The organism is Cupriavidus oxalaticus (assembly GCF_038900635.1).
In the GTDB taxonomy this organism is placed as follows: Bacteria; Pseudomonadota; Gammaproteobacteria; order Burkholderiales; family Burkholderiaceae; genus Cupriavidus; species Cupriavidus oxalaticus_B.
The window spans coordinates 113708-131966 of sequence record NZ_JAYMRX010000023.1; the positions used below are offsets into that span (position 1 = coordinate 113708).

An 18259-nucleotide genomic window follows, 5' to 3' on the forward strand; every position below is an offset into this window, starting at 1 on the left:
TGCCAGGCACTGAGGGCTGGCAGTGAAGGCCAGCCGAAGCACAGGCTCCGCGCAGCTGTTTCAAAGTCGAATCAGCCTGTATTCCCCTGTCTGAACGAGGGGAGCGGGCGAGTGGAACCCCTGCGCTCGGTACGAGCCGCCTGAGCGGTCATTGAGCGGAATGGCTGAGCCATACGCAGTCGGAACACCGATGACAAGGCCCACGATAAAGCGGCCCGAAGCGCAACTGGTCACGCCGCCCAAGACAACACCCGTCTTGCAGCCTGGCAGCAACGACCAGAACGCCTTGGCATCAGTCGACCTTGACGTTGAGTTCCTTCACGACGCCGGCCCATTTGCTCAACTCGGCATTGATGAACCGGCCCAGTTCGGCGGGCGTGCTGCTGGCCGGTGTCGCCCCTTCTCCATGAAAGCGCTGAATCAGCCTGGGCGAAGCGAGCGACCTGGCGACAGCCTTGTTCAGGGCATCGATCACCGGCTGCGGCGTGTTTCTGGGCGCCAGCAGCGCATTCCAGGTATTGATCTCGAAGCTGCCGAAGCCCGGCACTTCACGCATGGCGGGCACATCGGGGAGTTGCGGCGAGCGCTCTTTCGTAGTGACCGCGATGGCACGAAGCCGTCCCGCCTTGACTTGCGGCAAGGCACCGGGCAGCGTGGCAAAGCTCAGCTGCGTCTCGCCGGCAATCACCGACGTATTGGCAAGCGCGCCGCCGCGATAGGGCACGTGCACGAGTTTGGCATTGGCGCTCTGGGCGAACATCGCGCCGGCAAGGTGCACCGGGGAGCCGTTGCCACTCGACGCGTAGTTCAGCTCTCCCGAATTCTTCCTGGCCAGCGTCACCAGCTCCGGCACAGTCTTGGCCGGCAGGTTCGCGGTCGTGATCAGCACCAGCGGGATCGAGGCAACCAGGCTGACCGGCGCAAAGCCGTTGACCGGCTCGTAGCCGAGCGTCTTCTTGTACAAGGCCGGATTGATACCGTGGCTCGATACCGTCGCCATGAACAGCGTGTAGCCGTCCGGCGCGGCCTGCTGCACATAGGCGGCCGCGGAATTGCCGGCCGCGCCAGGCTTGTTCTCGATGATCACCGATTGCTTCAGTTCGCCAGCCAGTTGCTCGGCCAGTGCCCGCGCCAGGATGTCGGTGGTGCCCCCGGCCGCATAGCCCACCACGATGCGAATGGGCTGCTGGGGATACTGGGCAGCCGCATGGCCGGCCAGGCACAGTCCGGCCATCGCCACGGCGAGAATCCGCGTCTTGTTCATGCTTGTCTCCTCTTGGTATATGTCCGCCACGTTGCGCGTGGCGAGATCGCCGGGATCGCCGGATCCCGGGATGCAAAGCTGGTTGGAAGCCTGTCGGCAGCCTATTTGCCGGTGAACACCGGGCTGCGTTTTTCCGCAAAGGCGCGCTTGCCCTCGCGGTAGTCGTCGCTGGCGAAACACTGCATCACCAGTTGCTGCATTCCGGCGATATCGACCTCCGGCCCCAGTTGCTGCAACTGGCGGATCATGCGTTTGCCGGCGCGTAGCGTCAGCGGCGCGTTGGCGGCAATCTGGTCGAGCCGGACCTGCAGCGCTTCGTCGAGGGCAGCCGCGTCGGCTGTTGCGGTGACCTGATGGATCAGGCCCAGCGCCCTGGCGTCGGCGGCCGCATAGCGGTTCGCCGTCAGGAAGATTTCCAGCGCATTGGCGGCACCCACGGTGCTCACGAGGTTGCGGATGGCGCTCAGGCGGTAGCCCAGCCCGAGCTTGCCGGCCGGGATCGCAAAGGTGCTGTCCGCCGATGCAATCCGGATATCGCAGCACAGGGCGATATTCAGGCCGCCGCCGATGCAATAGCCCTTGATCCTGGCAAGCGTGGGCTTGGCGTAGTCGTACAGCGCAAGCTGGGCGGTCTCGGCCACTTGCTCGTAGGCCGCGACAGCTTCCTCGCCGGAGCGCAGGTTGTCGAACTGGGAAATGTTGGCCCCGCTGACAAAGGCACGCTCTCCGGCGCCGGTCAGCACCACCGAGCGGACCTCGTCGTCCTGCCCGAACGCGGCGAGCGCCTTGGGCAGTGCCGCCCACATGTCGAACGACACGGCGTTGTGGCGGCCCGGGTCGTTAAAGGTAATCCAACCTGTGCTGCCCCGCTTTTCCACCAGCAGGGTATCGGTGATTTCGCCTTCAAGTATGCGTGTGGTGCTCATGTTGTCGTTCCTGGCCCTCGGGCCCTGTGTCGTTCGATGCCATTGGTCAGGTGCAGGCGCATGGCCGCGCGTGCCTCGTCGGCATTGCCGGCGGCAATGGCATCGAAAATCGCGTGGTGTTCCTTTTCGATCTCGGCAATACGCGAGGTGCCGGTCGAGGTGGAGCGCAGCGTCCGTACCGAGTCGTGCAAAACATGGCTCAGGTGCGCCATCAAGCGGACAAAGTACGGGTTATTGGTGGCGTTGCCCACCGCGAGGTGGAAGTCGAGCGCGGTGTCTGCGCCCTTCTCCCAGTCTCCGCCCGCCGCATCGACGTTCACCAGCGCCAGCCGCAGCGCCTCCAGTTGCGCGGGCGTACGGAACCGTGCCGCCAGCGCCGCCGCACCCGATTCGATCTCGACCCGCAGCTGGAACACCTGCTCGAGTGCGTCCTTCTGCAGCAGCTCATCGGTGACGATCTCAAAGTTGCGCTGCCCGATGCCTTGCGCAACAAATGAGCCGGTGCCGCGTCGCGTCTCGACGTAGCCCGACAGCTTGAGCCGCGCGATCGCTTCGCGCACGACATTGCGGCTCACATCGAACGCAGTGGCCAGCTCGTGTTCCGTCGGCAGGCGCTGCCCGTGCGCCAGCGTGCCATCGAGGATGCGCTGCCGGATCTGGTGCGCGATCTCGTCGGGCAGGTTGTCCGGCCGGCGCAGGCTCTTGAATCCGCGGATTTCGGTGTCGAGTTGGTCCTTCATGAGAATCTCCGTCATGTCTGCAACCCCGCATTCGGGGCGATCATGCCGGACATGTTAACGCCCAATCAGATCACCCCCTGCGCCGCGAGCGCTTCGATGCGGGCCGCATCCAGACCGAGCAACGACCGGTAGACCTCGTGGTTGTGCTCCCCGGTCGCGGGCGCCGGCGCCAGTTTCCCCAGCGCCGTGCGGCTCAGGATCACCGGCTGGCCGACCACCGAGATCTGGCCCAGCGTCGGGTGCTCGATTGGCTGGCTCATGCGAAGGTGTTCCACCTGCGGATCGGCAAAGGCCTGGTCCATGCTCAGGATGGGGCCGCATGGCACGCCTTCGCGGTTCATGCGGCCAATCCACTCCTCGGTGGTGCGGGTGCGGGTGCGCTCGGCGATTGCGGCGTTCAGCTCCGGGCGATTGCGGGCGCGCAGCGGCACCGACAGGAAGCGCTCATCGGACACCAGCTCGGGCAACTCCAGCACCTTGCACAGCCGCGCAAAGATGTCGTTGCCCATGGCCGCGATATTCATGTAGCCATCCTGCGTAGGGAACACGCCGGTCGGGCTGCTGGTGGGATGATCGTTGCCGCTCTGGCCCGGCACTTCGCCGTTCATCAGCCAGCGCATCGCCTGGAAATCCATCATCCACAGCTGTGATTGCAGCAACGAGGTCTGCACCCACTGTCCTTCCCCGGACGCCTCGCGTTCCAGCAGCGCCACCATCACGCCGATCGCGCAGAACAGGCCGGCGGTGAGGTCCGCCACCGGGATGCCGGCCCGCATGGGTCCGCGCCCGGGTTCGCCGGTGACGGACATCATGCCCGAGATGCCCTGCGCGATCTGGTCCAGGCCCGGCCGGTCGTGGTACGGGCCGTCCTGGCCGAAGCCGGAAACACTGCCGTACACGATGCGCGGATTGATCTTGCGCAGCGACTCATAGTCGATGCCCAGCTTGAACTTGACCGCCGGCCGGTAGTTTTCCACCACCACGTCGGCCTTGCGCACCAGATCCAGGAACAGCGCGCGCCCCTCCGGATGCTTGAGGTTAAGCGTGATGCTCTGCTTGTTGCGGTGCGTGTTCTGGTAGTCGGCAAACTGCGCTGAACCGCCCGGCTTGTCGTCGGGCGCCTGGCCCGGTTCTTCGATCTTGATGACCGTCGCGCCCCAGTCGGCGAACTGGCGTACGGCGGCCGGACCGGAGCGCACGCGCGTCAGGTCGAGTACGGTAAAGCGGGAAAGAGGACCACGCACCACAATTGTCTCCAGTCTTTTTGGGCAGGCCCACTTTGAAGTGGGATGTTGGACATCCTATATTAAAAAAATGCGGATCGATTCCCCGCGTAAACCCGTATTTGCCACTGTGGCAGCGCCTCACCCTCTGTTTTCCCGCCTGAACCATGTCGGCGCATGCCCGGTCCAGCGCTGGAACGCGCGGCGAAACGCTTCCTCGCTGGCAAAGCCAAGCTGCTCCGCGATCCTGCCGATCGGCCAGTTGGTCGTACCGAGGCATTGTTCGGCGTATTCCTGCAGGCTGCGCTCGCGCAGTACCCGGTAACTGCTGCCGTCGGCAGCGAGGCGGCGGCGCAGCGTCGGTTCGCTGACATCAAAGCGTAGCGCCAGTTCAGCGAGCGTCGGCAGCCGCGCGCCGTGTACCAGCGCGGCATGCAGGATGCCACGCACCTGCTGACTCAGTGACACGACCTCGACCGGCGCGCCGATCAGCCGGTAAGGAAAGTCTTCCAGGAAAGCATCGAGCTCCGCTGCCTGGCGCACGACCGGCCGGTCGAGCAACACCGCATCGAATTCAAACCCGTAGGTCTGGGCGCCGGACGTCACAGCGGCATGGAACAAGCCAAGAAAGGGCATGGCGTCCTCGCGCCGGGGATGTGCCAGGCAGACGTGGGTCGGCCGTAGCGGCTGGCCGATCAGCCAGCCGAACAGGAGCATGTAGAAAAAGAGCCCGGTCAGGTCCACCAGGCAAGCCGCGGAGCTCTTTGCGCGCCGCAGTGAATCCATGCGGAACACCGCCTGGCCTGCGCTTTGCCCGAGGCTGAGCGAACCGGCGCGCGGATACAGCATCGCGCAGAAGTCGGCCGCGCAGCGGATCGCCTCCCCTAGCGTCCGGCTGCTCAACACGCAGCGGCACAGCAAGTCCACTTCCTGCTTGCGCATCGGCGGGTGGCCATTGCCTTTGGCGACCAGGGCTTCCAGTTGCTCGATCGCGGCGCGATAGAGCGCGGTGAACTGCGCGGGCGGTGCGTGCGCGGATGCGCCGGCGGCAGGAGGCACCTCGACGCCCTGCCGCTTCAGTTCGTCCAGCAAGCGCTGCACCATGCCGTGCGGAACAGGCACGGGATTCCCCGCAATGTAGGCATTCATGGTTGCTCGTCCTGATTGCTTCGGTAGCGATTGTTGATCGTCCGGGTAGGGATGGCGTGCGGCGGGGCCTCACATAATCATCCCGGCACTTCCAGCCGCGCCACAAGTTGCGCACGCCTCGTTGCGCACGGCCCGGGCCACGGAGGTTGCCACGCCTTGAACGCCATGCCCATACGGGACAACCCATGACCGCGCATTCCGACCGCCAGTCTCCGACGCCGACATCGCAGCGCTGCTGCACCCTGCCCGCACCGCGCGAGACACAGCCATGATCCACATACTCGATGAAATCGTGCTCGCGCCGGGGCACCTGCCCACTGTGCTGGGCCTGCTGGAAAGCCAGTACCTGCCCGGCAGCAGCGCCCGGGGCCTGGCGCTGCTGCAGCGCTGGGTCTCGCCACCCGTGGCGCTGGAAGATGCACCCAATACCTTGTGGCTGCTGTGGCAAGTGGCGGATGCGCCGGCCTACTACGCCATGCGCGCCAGCATCGACGCTCCGGCCCTCGCCTTCTGGTCAACAGTCGGCACGCTGTGCGATGCGCGCCGCCGGCATGTGATGACCGATGCGACATGTGGCTTGCCCCGGCGCAAGGAGCCATGCGATGCGGCATGAGACAGCGCAGATAAGGATTCACCCCGGCATCCGCACCGGGACGCCTGCACAGGAGCAGGCACTGCTTGCTCGGATCGAAACCCTGCCAGGCCTGCGCCAGGTTGCGATCGGCCGGAACCTGGCGGGAAGCTGGGGAGCCGGGGACTACACGCTCGACCTGCAATTCGACCCGCTGCCATCCTGCCCGCCCGCTCACGACGCCAGCCTGGCAGCCGCGCTGAACGGCCTGGCAGACGTGGATCGCGTCGCCTATGGCCCGATCTCGGAGGGACTGCGGGCCCCTGGGTTGCGCCACGGGGTCTGGCGCACGCTGATGTTCCGGGTCCGGCCCGAAGCACCCGGCTGGCAGGTCCGCGGCCTTGAGCAGGACCTGCTGCGCATGCCTGAGTACATGCCCGGCATCCTAAACTGGCGGCTTGCCCGCGTCCTGTCGCCCGGCACATGGACCCACGTCTGGCAGCAGGAGTTCGCCAGCGCGGAGGACCTCCTGGGCGAATACCTGATGCATCCCTTCCATTGGGGCCGCGTCGACCGATGGTTCGACCCCGAGTTTCCCGAATGGACGGTGCAGGCGATCTGCCATGCATTCTGCCCGCTTGCAAGCAGCCTGATTGCCAACCACAACCGCAGCGAGGAATACGCGCCATGACCGCACACGGAAAACTGACAGGAAAGGGGCTGGACGTCCGCACGCTCGATGGCCAGGGCACCCTGCCCCCGCCCGTGATCCCGCCGTGGGCACACCCGGGCTTGAACCACGATGCACTGTCCGCGAGGTAAACCGATGGAGAAAAGCATGCGCGCTGTCGTCATTGAGCGTACCGGCGGACCCGACGTACTCAGGCTTGCGGACGTCCCGAAGCCCGAGCCCGCTCCCGGCGAAATCCTGATTCGCGTCGTCTGCGCCGGCGTGAATCCGGCGGACTGGAAATGCCGTGAAGGCTATCTGAGCCGTTTCATGCCATACCGCTTCCCGATCGTGATCGGCTTCGATGCCAGCGGCGTCGTGGCAGCCGTGGGGGCTGGCGTCAGGGACTTCGTCCCGGGCCAGCGCGTGTTCGCGCAAACCGAGGTTGGCGCAGGCAAATGGGGCGCCTATGCCGAGTACGTCTCGGTCTCCCGGGATTGCGTGGTCCCGATCCCCGACAACCTGGGATTTGCCGAAGCCGCCGCCGTCCCGACACCGGCGCTGGCGGCCTGGACCGGGCTCTTCGACGAAGGCGGCCTCAGGCCAGGTCAGACGGTGCTGGTGCATGGCGGTGCCGGTGCGGTGGGCACGTTCGCCGTGCAACTGGCAACGGCAGCCGGGGCGACGGTCGCTGCCACCTGCAGCGCCGCTCGCCGCGACGAACTGATGGCGCTCGGCTGCGGCCTGGCGATCGACTACCGCGGCGACATTGGTGCCGCCATGCAGGCATGGGCGCCGGCCGGTGTCGACCTGGTCCTGGATGCCGTTGGCTGCGGCACCCTGCCGAACGGCATGGACCTGCTCAGGCCCGGCGGCATCCTTGTCGCCATCCTGACCCTGGTCAGTGGCGACAACGGCCCCGATCCGGCCGAAGCCGCGCGGCGCGGCATGCGCACCGCCGTGGCGTACAGCAAGATGCCCAGCGGCGCGCGGCTGCGCGAGATCGCGTCGCTGATCGCAAGCGAGCGCCTGCGGCCGCCTCGCATCGCATGCCTGCCGCTGGAACACGCGGCACGCGCACTCGACCTGGTCCAGTCGGGCAAGGCGCCAGCCAAGCTGGTGCTGCGTGTCGCCGAACCGCCCAATACCTGATTGCAGACGGCCCCAGGCCAGCCGGTCATCCCGAAGCTGGCGCACGGCCGACACAACATCGAAACCGGAGGAGACACAATGAAGAGCAAGGCCTTGCTGCTGTGCACGATAGCCGGTGCGGTACTAGCCGCCTCGCAGCTGAACGCACCTTCCCTTGCCGCGATGACGCCCGACGAAGTCAGGCGCCTGGACGGCCCGCTCACGCCAATGGGGGCCGAGCGATCGGCCAACAAGGACGGCAGCATCCCCGCGTGGAGCGGAAAATGGCAGTCAGCGCCCGCAGGCCTGACTTTCAGGCCGCGCGATGCCTATCCTGATCCCTACGCGTCGGAACAACCGCTGGCAACGATCACTGCCCAGAACATGGACCAGTACCGTGCTCACCTGAGCGACGGGCAGCTCGCCCTGTTCAAGCTGTACCCGACGACCTTCAGGATGGCGATCTATCCGAGCCATCGCGACTTCCGCTATGGCGATGCCGTCTACAAGGCGATCCAGCACCACGCCCCCAGAACGCAGCTGACGACGGACGCGAACGGCCTCAAGGACTATCCGCCCACCGCGCCGTTTCCTGTTCCCAAGAGCGGGCTGGAGCTGATGTGGAATCTTCGCTTTTCTTCCGCCATTGCCGAAGAGTCGGCGGTCTACGACCAGGCGGTCGTGTATCGCGACGGCAAGATCGCATGGGGCAAGTGGAAATATGACATCTGGTCACCGGTCAACGGCACCGCATTTGAAAAGGGCTCGCCGCTGACCAACCGGACCTTCGCCCGCGTGGAGACCGAACTGCCTTTGCGCGAACGCGGCAATATCATCGTCTCCCACAACTTTTGGGATCGCGAAGGTTCGGATACGGCCAGGACCTGGCAATACAATCCCGGTACGCGCCGGGTGCGGCAGGCACCCGAGTTCGGCTTCGACCAGCCGCTGGGGCCGGGCGGCTTCCGTACGGTGGACGACGATCGCCTGTTCAATGGCTCCGGCGAACGCTACGACTGGAAGATTGTCGGCAAGCGGGAGATCTACATTCCCTACCACAACTACAAGCTGGTTGATCCCGGCGTCAAGTACGCCGAGCTGCTTGGCCCCAACCATGCGGCCCCGGAACTGATCCGCTATGAACTGCACCGCGTCTGGGTGCTCGAAGCCAGACTGAAGCAAGGCTTCCGGCATCAGTATGCGAAGCGTGTCCTGTACCTGGATGAAGACACCTGGATGGCAGTGCTTGCCGACAACTACGATGCCCGCGGCCAGTTGTGGCGAACCAATATGCAATCGTCGCTTTACGCCTACGATGCGCGGCGCTACTACCCGGCGGTGGCGTTCTACCATGACCTCGCTGCCGGCTCCTATCTGGCGGACCGGCTGACCAATGAAGGGAAGCCGGTACGCCTGAACAGCAGCCCGCAGTTTGGCGAAGCGTATTTTTCCCCGGATTCGATCCGGGGGGCGGGGCACTGACTTCCCTTCCGGTAATCCATGCCAGTTGCGGCTAACCGTTGACGTCGGCCGCAGCCTCCGGATTTGCCTCGCCATCCCTGGTCGCAATCAATGCTTTCGGCGCCAGCGGGATCAGGGGGAGGATCAGTGCGTACACCACGGTAGTCGCGACCACGCACAACGTAAAGCCGTGCGCGGCGCCGCTGTGATAGATCCACGAGCCCAACAGGTCGCCGGCACGCGCCGAGAGCGCGAGCACACCTTCGACCAGCATCATCAAGGTTCCTTGCAGGCCCGGTGGACAGGACCGCATCGCAAGATCGAAGTACGCTGCCGTGGCCAGCCCGCCCATCAGCCCTATCGGTATCGCCAATACCAGCGCAAGATCGGCCGAGTGAATAAACGCCAGTGGAACCATCTGCGGCACGGCGACGATCGTTCCCCACCACAGCAGCTTGTTCAGCGATACCTTCTTGCATAGCACGCCATACAGCAAGAATGTCGGGATGAACGCGGCGGCGAAGATCCCGTTGTAGTACGAGTACACGGAATCCGATGCATGCAGTTCATTGGTCAGGTAGAACTGCAGCGGTGTGGCCGACCCTGGCGCGAAGTTCCACAGGAAGCAGATGAGCAGCGCCGGATAGACGGCCTTATGCTTCACCAGCCGCCTGACATTGCCAACAAAGCCCGAGCCCCTGGCTTGCGGCTTCTCGTACGCATGGCCGAAGACGGAGACGGGCTTCCAGAGCCCGAACACGGAAATCAGCAAAGTGACCATCGCCACCAGCAAGAAGGCCTCCTGCGGGGCAAGATGATCGGACACGTATCCGGAAGCGAACGCGCCCGCAACGACGGGAATCGAGCTGACCACGTTAGACAGCGCGCTCAGGCGCCCGGACATCAGTTTTTCCTGGCCCACCAGGGCAATCAATCCCTGATAGGCCGCGGCGGTAAATCGGGACGACAGCATGGCCAGCAGCATCCCGACGACCAGTCCCGTGTATGAGAGCCCCGCAAGCGCCATCCAGATAAGTGCCGCCGCGGTGACGGGAGCGAAAATCAGGAAGAAGCCGCGGTCGCGCAATCCCAGCGGATTCCAGTGATCGCGCGCCAGGCCAAAGGCAAAGGCGATGTACACGGGTATTCCGGTAACCAGCCGGAATGTCGAAATCTCCGTCGCCGTTGCGTGCAGCTGATTCTTGAGCAGGTACGACGCCTGGATATCGATCAGGTAGCCGGCCGGCGTCGCCAGATGGACGAACAGTGTCAGCCAGCCGAAGTACAGCAGGGTCCGGTGATTGTCCTCGGGGCCATCGTGATCGGAAGCGGCCGGCATCGTCGGAGGCAAAGCGAAAGACTGGAAATTCGACCCTTACCGGACTGCCGGCGAGAACTGAACTGCTCGCAACGCCACTTCCTCAGGTCCCGCGTCAGCCGGACTCTCTCTGTCCGCCTGAGCAGCTCCCGGGAATGGCCTGGAGTCGTCCTTGTCCGCGAGAATAGTGCAATTTTATTAGCGGTGGGAAGGACGTTGGCGCGCGGGCAAATGCCGCTGTCCGGTCAAGGTAGCTTCCTGAGCGCAAGGCGCCGCAAGGCGCCGTCAAAGGGGGCTCTTAAGCTGCTGCGCGCCCGGAACGGGAGCGGCGGACATTGCCAGCAGCGTTGCTGCAACGTATCCAGAATCGCGCTGAAGGTCTGCGCCTCAGCGGATCTTCGCAAACCCGTCAGCTGCCCAGCGGGCGGCGCTGTCGCGCGTCAGACGGAAGTCGGGTGGCACCTTGACAGTCGCAATCACTTCACCGAAGGCATCCTCGGCCGTGAGCGTACCGAAGGGCTCGAATTCATCCGGCGTAACGGCAAGCTTGACGGTCAACGTTCCGGAATCGGTCTCGATCTTGCACTGCTTGTTGAGTTGAGCGTGCATTTGCTGCTCATGCCGCCGGATGACTTCCGAGGCAGTCTTGACCAGCGTCTGGTGGGCCGTGGCATCGAGCGGCTTCGGGTCGACCTTGTTCCGGCCCATGGTCCAGGGACCGACAAGCGCCGGCTCGGCGCAGCCTTCCCGGATCATCTCGACGGCCCAGCCGTCGCCATCCTCGTTCTTGATGATGCGGGCAGTCCAGCCCTTGTCTCGCCAAAGCCTGGGCTCGTGAATTGCAGGGGTTTCCTGCGCCAGAGACGAGTCGTCGGTGTCTTGCATAAATCCTGTGCTCGAGGAACTAGTGTTCTGTGCCTCGTCAATCATGACCCAGCGGAATATACGGTAGATCTTCGCTGGCGCTGATTTGCTGAAGCCAGTGGGGTCGATACACGGTTCAGCAGAGCTTCAGGCAGGGCGCAATCTGCGCGCCCTGCCTCCGTCAATCGACCGGCAGGCGACGTACCGTACCAGCCGGGGAAAGATTACGCCGAAGCTTCGGGTGCCGCGACGGTCGAGGCCACTTTCCTTGCCGGAGCGCGCTTCTTCGTCACGGCTTTCACTGCGGCCTTCTTCGATGCAGCTTTCGGCAAGGTCGTCTTGCCGGCCGCTGCCTTGCGTGGGGCTGCCTTCGTGGCGGCAGCCTTCGTGGCGGCAGCCTTGCCGGTCGCCTTCCTGGCGCCCGCAGCCTTTGCCTTCTTTGCCGCGAGCTTGTCCTTTGCGGCTTGCTTCTCGAAACGGGCTGCGGCCTTTGCCGCTTCCGTTGCCTGCGCGACCTCGCGCTTTGCCGCTTCGATTGCCTTCTTCGTGTCGACACGCAGTTTCAGCAAGCGCTTCTTCGCTGCCTGGGCTTCACGTGCGAGCACGCTGGCCTTTTTTGCCGGAACCGCCAGCTTTTTTGCGGCAGGCTTCTTGTTGGTAACTGCTTTAGTCTGAGGAACTGCCTTGGTTGCGGCGACCATCTTGATTACCCGTTGTTGTGGAGCGCGGAGTATAACCGCTGTGGCGCAGTTGCAAGGAATGCGAGCTCCTGAGGCCCGGCTTGCGACCACGGCAATTCGCCGGGCTTACCTGTGACCGCTGCGCCGCAGCACAAGCTCTCCTTGCTTCCTGCGAGAAAACTGTTAACCTTCGAGGCTCGGTGTGCGCCTCCAGCGCGTCCTCGCACCGATCCACTCCTCGCAGTTCCCCTTCTTCCGTGGAACAAGCTCCACGGACCAGCAGTCGCAGTTCCCTTTTTGCCCGACAAAGGATGCCGACATGCTAAGTCCTCATGAAATCGCAGCACTGCTTCTTCTCGGCGATGCGCCGGAGATTCACGACCTCGAGCCGGAGCAGCTGGACAGCTTGCTGGAGCAAAAGCTGGTCACGATGGAACATGGCCATGGCAGCGGCAATGTCTATCCCCGCCTGACAAGCCAGGGGCATTCCATGCTGCACGCTGTACGCCGAATTCGGTAAGAGTCGGTTTGAAAGCAAGAGGACCGGCGCCGGCTGCTGCGACCGACCGCTTTCGCCTGCGCGTGCCGTAGTGTCCCGCTGCGCCCTGGATCAAGATCATCTCCGTCCGCGCGCAGCCCCGCCGCGGCTGCCGCAAGTGAGTTTTGCCCGACAAGTTTTCAATTTCCAGAGATTCGTTGCCGACCAGGTTCTAGACTCTAGATAGGCGTTACCGAGGCCGGATCGCTGAAACCACTTGCCCGAGCCGCGTATCGCTCGCGCGTTGGACTTTGGAACGGCTGCCCTGCGGGCAGGCCGGAAGCCGGCAGACCACGTGCAGTCTCTCGTAAATGGAGAGGCGATCATCTCCCTTGATGCATTGGCTTGCCCGGAGTCGACATGTTGTATTCGATGGTGGAGTATCAACGTGCAATGATCGCGGCGTGGGCCGATCAGTCGGTCGCCGCTCTGCTCAGCCCGTTCAACTCCTTTGCCTATGTTCCCGGCGCGCAAGACTTTGCGTCCCGCTGGAAAGAGCTGCTCTGTCGCAACACGGCTTCCGACCAGCCTGCGTTTGGTATTGCTGCCATTGACTGTGACGGCGTTGCCGTTCCTGTGCTGGAGCGGCTTGTCTCGGAAAGTCCTTTTTGCCACCTGAGACGCTTCGAGGCGGCAAGGCTTGAACCCCGCGCAGAGCAGCAGGCAACTCCCATCGTCCTCGTTTGCGCGCCGCTTGCGGGCCATCACGCCGTCCTGCTTCGCGATGTCGTGCAATCGCTGCTACAGGAACACATCGTCTATGTCACGGATTGGACGGATGCTCGCCACGTTCCCGTGTCCGCTGGCTCGTTTCACCTGGATGACTGCGTTATTCACATCCGCCGCTTTATCCGGGAGATCGACGCCGGGCCGCTGCATGTCCTGGCCATATGCCAGGCGACTGTCCCGGCCTTGGGCGCCGTCGCGCTGCTGGCAAGTCAGGGCGAGCCCACACCGAGGAGCCTGACTTTACTTGGCGGCCCGATCGACGCACGTCGGAATCCGACCGCTATCGGGCGTTTTGCCTCAAGCTATTCTCTTCAGTGGTTCCGGCGCAATCTGGTGCACGTCGTGCCAAAGCCGTATGCAGGTGCAGGACGCCGGGTCTGTCCGGGTTTTGTTCAGATTGCCGCCCTCGGAGCCACGCAGGTATCCGCGCTATGGGACCTGTATCGGGAATCCTGCCTGAAACTGCTTTGCGGTGATGGTGGCCGGAAGCCGGCGAGCTGGCAAGCGCTGCTTGACTATCACGCAGTGCTCGACCTTGCTGCGGACTTCTACCTGGATACCGTTCATTCCGTGTTTCAGGAGTTCCAGCTAGCCCGCGGCACCTGGGACGTACAGGGTCAGCGCGTGCGGCCGCAGGACATCACAAACACAGCCCTGTTGACCATTGAAGGTGGCCTTGACGACATTTCCGGGTGCGGTCAGACCCACGCAGCGCATGATCTGTGCCACGGCATCGCGCGCGGCGACAAGCGGCGAGTCACGGCCTCCCGCTGCAATCACTACGATTTATTCTCCGGGCCTGCCTGGCGTAGCCAAATTTTTCCGCGTATCCGGGATGTGACCCGACGCTATGGGTAATTCACCGACCGGCTGTCCCGGTCCTGGCCGCAGCAGTCAGCGCGGACGGCTGCGCATCGCCGCCTGCATCAGCGCCTCGCCGGGCGGCGCCACCTGCAGCGTCGCCAGCAGCAAGCCCATGCCGGCCAGGATGCGGTACTGGCTGGCGAGCTGGGTGTACTGGCCGGTCACGTACGCCGTGCGCGCGCTGAAGTACTCATTCTCGGCGTTGAGCAGGTCAAGCAGGCTGCGTTGACCGATGCGGAACTGCCTGCCGTAGCTGACGCGCGTGGCGTCGCTCGCCTGGACATATTGCTGCAGACTGACCAGCCGATCCTGTGCGGTGCGATAGGCGTTATAAGCTAGCGACACGCTTTCCTGCACCTGCCGGCGCAACCGCTCCAGGTTCTGCTCAGCTTCCTGGATCTGGTAGCCGGCCTCGTTGATGCGTGCCTTGTCGGCGTTGCCGCGGAACAGGTTGTAGCGCACCCGCAGCATCACGCTGCGCTCATCCGTGGTGCCCAGCACACGGTCGCGGTCGCGCGCCGCGCCAACTTCCAGCTCCAGCCGTGGCCACAAGGCCGAGCGGGCCAGCGAGCGGGCGGCCTCGGCTTCGGCGATATCGGCCTGCCCCGCACCCAGCGCCGGATGGCTGGCGCCGGCCACCTGCAGCGCCTCGCGCTCGGTGGCGGGCAGCACGGCCGCCAGCGATTCCGGCCGGGACAACCCTTGCGGCGGCGCGCCGACCACGCGCAGGAACGCCGTCACGGCTTCCTGCAGCAACCCCTGCTCGGCGCGCAGGTTGGCCTGGGCCAGTGCCAGCCGGCTTTCGGCCTGGTATAGATCGGCGCGGCGCAGCACGCCGTTGTCGGCACCGAGCCGTATCTGGTCATAAATGTGCTGGTGCGCTTCAAGGTTGGCCTGGCCAATCGCCACCGTTTCCTGACGCCGCAGCACCTCCACATACACGCCGACCGTGCGCAGCGCTATGTCTTCGGCGGTGGTGCCGACACGGTAAGCCGCACCTTCGATGCGCGCGCCCTGCCGCTCTACGTCGCTGCTGACGCCAAAGCCATCGAACAGCATCTGCGAAATGGTCACGCCGGCCACGTGGCTGGCATAGGAAGAATCCGCCAGTCCCATGGCGCGCGTGCTGTGGCTGTCAAGGCGCACGCGGCCGGTAGCGGCATTGACATCGACCCGCGGCAAGTAACCGGCACGCGCCTGCTTCAGCCCCTCGTCGGCGGCCAGTCGGCGGCTGCCCGCCGCCAGCACTTCGGGATTGGTGTGCACGGCCTGCTCGACCGCCTGCTGCAGCGCCTGGGCTGCCGCGTAATGCGGCACCACCATGGCTGCCCATAGCAGTACGGATGCCAGCCGGCACCATGCTGTCGTCATGCTTCCCCCAGATCGGGTACACCGCGCTCGCCGCACCTGTGTGCCGCGCAACGCGGTGCCCTGCCCGTTTATTATGGTTTTCTACTGCGCCGGCGGCGGTGCCGCCGGTCCTGCCCAGCTTGCTGCTTGCTGCTTGCTGCTTGCTGCTTGCTGCTTGCTGCTTGCTGCTTGCTGCTTGCTGCTTGCTGTTCGATGCTGTCTGCTAGACGGTATGAATATTGCCGTTGCTCAGCAGGGTGTTCAGGTCGAGTCCGACCACGCCCTGCAGCACCGCCACGTCCTGGAATGCGGCGCCCGAGCCGCCGCCGTCGCGGTCCAGGCTGACCACGGTATCGCCATCGACCTCAGCAAGCCGCACGAACTGCGCCGCGTTGGCAGTGGTGACAGTGGCGCCGGACAGCAGGTCGGACAGGTCCAGCACGTCGCCGCCGGCGGCCGCTGGCGTGACGTCGAAATCGGCGATCGTGTCGACCGAGGCCGCATCGGCGCGCAGGAAGCGGTAGGTGTCGCTGCCGCCGCCACCAGTCAGTTGGTCGGCGCCGGCACCGCCCACGAGCAGGTCGTTGCCGCCGCCGCCTGCCAGCTGGTCGTTGCCCGCGCCGCCACGCAGCACGTCGCCGTCGCCCGAACCGGTGATCGTGTCGTTGAAGGCCGAGCCGATCACTCCCTCCATGTTCCTGTAGCTGTCGACGCCCAGGCCGGACGCCGCGCCCAGGTCGGCGACGGTGACGCCGCTGCCCTGCGTCAGCGTGAAGGCAACCGAGCCCTTCGCATCGGTGAAGTCCAGCATGTCGAGGCCGGCGCCGCCGTCGATGATGTCATTGCCGCCGCCAGCGCGAATGATGTCGGAGCCGACGCTGCCCGTCAGGGTGTCACCGAAGCGCGAGCCGATCACACCCTCCATATTCTTGTAGGTGTCGGTGCCGAGCCCGGCTCCCGATCCCGTGTTGAACGGGGTGGCCACATTGCTCTGCGTCAGCGTGAAGGTCAGCAGTGCGCCGGCGTCGGAGAAATCCAGCAAGTCGATCCCGGCGCCACCGTCGATGGTGTCGTTGCCGCCGGCACCGCGCAGCACATCGTCGCCGGCACCGCCGTTCAGCGTGTCGGTGCCCGCTCCGCCAATAAAGACGTCGGCAATGGCGGCACCGGTCAGCGTATCGTTCTGGGAGCCGCCATCGAGGTAGGACGCCTGGTAGTCCAGGCCCGAGAGCGACACGTTGGCACCGTTTTCGGTCGTGATGACATTGACCGCGACGGTGGCGGTACTGGTGCCGCCGGCACCATCCGAAACGGTATAGGCGAAGCTGCCGGAGGTCTTGTCGACGTCGAAGCGGATGTAGCTGCCGTTGGTATCCGACACGAAACCGAGGTTGCTGACACCGCCGTTCGCGGAGCCCACCGCCGTGACTGACAGCGCCATGCCGTCGACATCGCCGTCATTGCCGAGTAGTGCGCTGACCGGAATCAGGACGGTGCTGCGGCTGTTGCCATTGCTGTCGTTGGAGACATAGACCAGGTCCGATGCCGCCGCCGGCGCATCGTTGACAGCATTGAGCGTAATCGCCACCGCGTTGGTGTCTGACGAGATGCCATCGCCCGCCTGGATCTGCACCGACGCCTTGCCCGCATAATCCTTGTCGCCGACGAACGTCATCCCGTCCAGCGCGGCATTGATCGCCGCGTCTGTGCCCGTGAATGTCATGGTGCCGTCCGCGGTGCCGTCTCCCGCCAGGAACTGCAGGCCGGCGATTCCGTTCAGCGTGATCGTTCCGGCGGCCGCCGTCAGCGTCACGGTATGGCTTGCGCTGTCGACATCCGCGATGCTGAGCGCATTGCCGTTGGCCGAACTGAAAACCAGCGCCGTGTCTTCCGTGCCCGCCTGCGCCGTGGGTACGGTGTTCACCACGGTATCGTTCCCGCCGGTGATATTGACCGTGATGAGCTGGCTGGCGCTGAGATCGGACGATTGCACTGTCAGCGTGTCGCTCACCTGCTGCCCTGCCACCAGCGCATCCGCCTTACCCTGGTCCAGCGTGTAGGTCCACGCGCCCGTATCGCTATGGAACGTAAAACTCCCGAACTTGCCGACCAGGCTGCCCGGCGCCACGGCGGCAAAGTGCGCCTCACCGGTATCGCCATCGCTCACCGTCAGCGTGCCGCTGGCGAAGGCATCGCCTGCCGTGCCATTGGCCACGCCGCCCGCCTCGGTCACCGAGGTGTCTTCGCTGGTCGATGCGGCGATGGTGGCGTAGTCGTTGGCGCCGGTGATATTGACGGTGATGGTCTGCTGCGCGGTCTGGTCCGCTGACACCACCGTCAGCGAATCGCTGACCTGTTGCCCTGCGGTCAGCGCATCGGCCTTGCTGTTGTCGAGGGTGTAGGTCCAGGCCCCGGTGTTGCTGTCGAAGGTGAAGGTGCCGTAGCGCCCGGCAAGGCTGTCCGGCGGCACGGCAGCAAAGTGTGCTTCACCGGTATCGACATCGCTGACCGTCAGCGTGCCGCTGGCCGATGCATCACCGGCAACAGCGTTGGCCAGTCCCCCAGCCTCCGTCACCGACGTATCCTCACTGGCCGACGCCGTGATGGTGGCATGATCGTTGGCGCCCGTGATATTGACGGTGATGGTCTGCTGTGCGGTCTGGTCCGCTGACACCACCGTCAGCGAATCGCTGACCTGTTGCCCTGCGGTCAGCGCATCGGCCTTGCTGTTATCGAGCGTGTAGGTCCAGGCCCCGGTGTTGCTGTCGAAGGTGAAGGTGC

General features: G+C 64.7%; 16 protein-coding genes. 6 read left to right on the forward strand and 10 right to left on the reverse strand.

Annotated features, from left to right (window positions below; genetic code table 11):
* Window positions 1-292 precede the first annotated feature (292 nt).
* The 5 genes from VSR71_RS27875 to VSR71_RS27895 form a co-directional block, all read right to left on the reverse strand.
* Complete coding sequence (locus VSR71_RS27875) at window positions 293-1264, reverse strand: tripartite tricarboxylate transporter substrate binding protein (protein WP_342916997.1); 972 nt, start codon at window positions 1262-1264, stop codon at window positions 293-295.
* Between the two features lie 101 nt (window positions 1265-1365).
* Window positions 1366-2190, reverse strand: coding sequence for an enoyl-CoA hydratase (locus VSR71_RS27880; protein WP_342916998.1), 825 nt, complete (start codon window positions 2188-2190; stop codon window positions 1366-1368).
* Entirely contained in the window at window positions 2187-2930 is a 744-nt protein-coding gene (locus VSR71_RS27885) for a FadR/GntR family transcriptional regulator (RefSeq protein WP_342916999.1), read from the reverse strand. The genes VSR71_RS27880 and VSR71_RS27885 overlap by 4 nt, the downstream gene beginning before the upstream one ends.
* Before the next feature lie 65 nt (window positions 2931-2995).
* Window positions 2996-4177 (reverse strand): CoA transferase, encoded by a 1182-nt coding sequence (locus tag VSR71_RS27890; protein ID WP_342917000.1) that lies wholly within the window; start codon window positions 4175-4177, stop codon window positions 2996-2998.
* 117 nt (window positions 4178-4294) lie between these two features.
* Window positions 4295-5257 carry an AraC family transcriptional regulator ligand-binding domain-containing protein gene (locus VSR71_RS27895; protein WP_342917001.1) on the reverse strand — a complete coding sequence of 321 codons (963 nt, stop codon included), beginning with the start codon at window positions 5255-5257 and terminating at the stop codon, window positions 4295-4297.
* 313 nt (window positions 5258-5570) lie between these two features.
* Here VSR71_RS27895 and VSR71_RS27900 point away from each other — a divergent pair, with 313 nt between their 5' ends.
* The 4 genes from VSR71_RS27900 to VSR71_RS27915 all read left to right on the forward strand — a co-directional run bounded on the left by VSR71_RS27900 (window position 5571) and on the right by VSR71_RS27915 (window position 9156).
* The gene (locus VSR71_RS27900) at window positions 5571-5915 is read left to right on the forward strand and encodes a hypothetical protein (RefSeq protein WP_342917002.1); all 345 of its coding nucleotides are present in this window, start codon (window positions 5571-5573) and stop codon (window positions 5913-5915) included.
* Window positions 5905-6564 carry a Dabb family protein gene (locus tag VSR71_RS27905; RefSeq protein ID WP_342917003.1) on the forward strand — a complete coding sequence of 220 codons (660 nt, stop codon included), beginning with the start codon at window positions 5905-5907 and terminating at the stop codon, window positions 6562-6564. The genes VSR71_RS27900 and VSR71_RS27905 overlap by 11 nt, the downstream gene beginning before the upstream one ends.
* A gap of 147 nt (window positions 6565-6711) precedes the next feature.
* Entirely contained in the window at window positions 6712-7695 is a 984-nt protein-coding gene (locus VSR71_RS27910) for an NADP-dependent oxidoreductase (protein WP_342917004.1), read from the forward strand.
* Window positions 7696-7773: 78 nt separating this feature from the next.
* A complete protein-coding gene (locus VSR71_RS27915; protein ID WP_342917005.1) occupies window positions 7774-9156 on the forward strand; it encodes a DUF1329 domain-containing protein in 1383 nt (460 codons plus the stop codon).
* Window positions 9157-9187: 31 nt separating this feature from the next.
* On the opposite strand, the gene VSR71_RS27920 is transcribed toward VSR71_RS27915, so the two are convergent.
* The 3 genes from VSR71_RS27920 to VSR71_RS27930 form a co-directional block, all read right to left on the reverse strand.
* Complete coding sequence (locus VSR71_RS27920; RefSeq protein ID WP_342917006.1) at window positions 9188-10474, reverse strand: MFS transporter; 1287 nt, start codon at window positions 10472-10474, stop codon at window positions 9188-9190.
* Window positions 10475-10840: 366 nt separating this feature from the next.
* Window positions 10841-11338 carry a hypothetical protein gene (locus tag VSR71_RS27925; protein WP_342917007.1) on the reverse strand — a complete coding sequence of 166 codons (498 nt, stop codon included), beginning with the start codon at window positions 11336-11338 and terminating at the stop codon, window positions 10841-10843.
* Between the two features lie 203 nt (window positions 11339-11541).
* Window positions 11542-12018 carry a fumarate hydratase gene (locus VSR71_RS27930; protein WP_342917008.1) on the reverse strand — a complete coding sequence of 159 codons (477 nt, stop codon included), beginning with the start codon at window positions 12016-12018 and terminating at the stop codon, window positions 11542-11544.
* Between the two features lie 298 nt (window positions 12019-12316).
* On the opposite strand from VSR71_RS27930, the gene VSR71_RS27935 reads away from it, so the two are divergent.
* Together VSR71_RS27935 and phaZ are read left to right on the forward strand one after the other, a co-directional pair.
* The gene (locus tag VSR71_RS27935; protein ID WP_342917009.1) at window positions 12317-12517 is read left to right on the forward strand and encodes a hypothetical protein; all 201 of its coding nucleotides are present in this window, start codon (window positions 12317-12319) and stop codon (window positions 12515-12517) included.
* 378 nt (window positions 12518-12895) lie between these two features.
* Entirely contained in the window at window positions 12896-14122 is a 1227-nt protein-coding gene (gene phaZ, locus VSR71_RS27940) for a polyhydroxyalkanoate depolymerase (protein WP_342917010.1), read from the forward strand.
* A gap of 36 nt (window positions 14123-14158) precedes the next feature.
* Here the strand turns inward: phaZ and VSR71_RS27945 are convergent, their stop codons facing one another.
* Window positions 14159-15499, reverse strand: a complete 1341-nt coding sequence (locus VSR71_RS27945; protein ID WP_342917011.1) for a TolC family outer membrane protein — start codon at window positions 15497-15499, stop codon at window positions 14159-14161.
* 202 nt (window positions 15500-15701) lie between these two features.
* Window positions 15702-18259 (reverse strand): VCBS domain-containing protein (locus VSR71_RS27950; RefSeq protein ID WP_342917012.1); only part of this gene is annotated, 2558 nt, incomplete at its 5' end.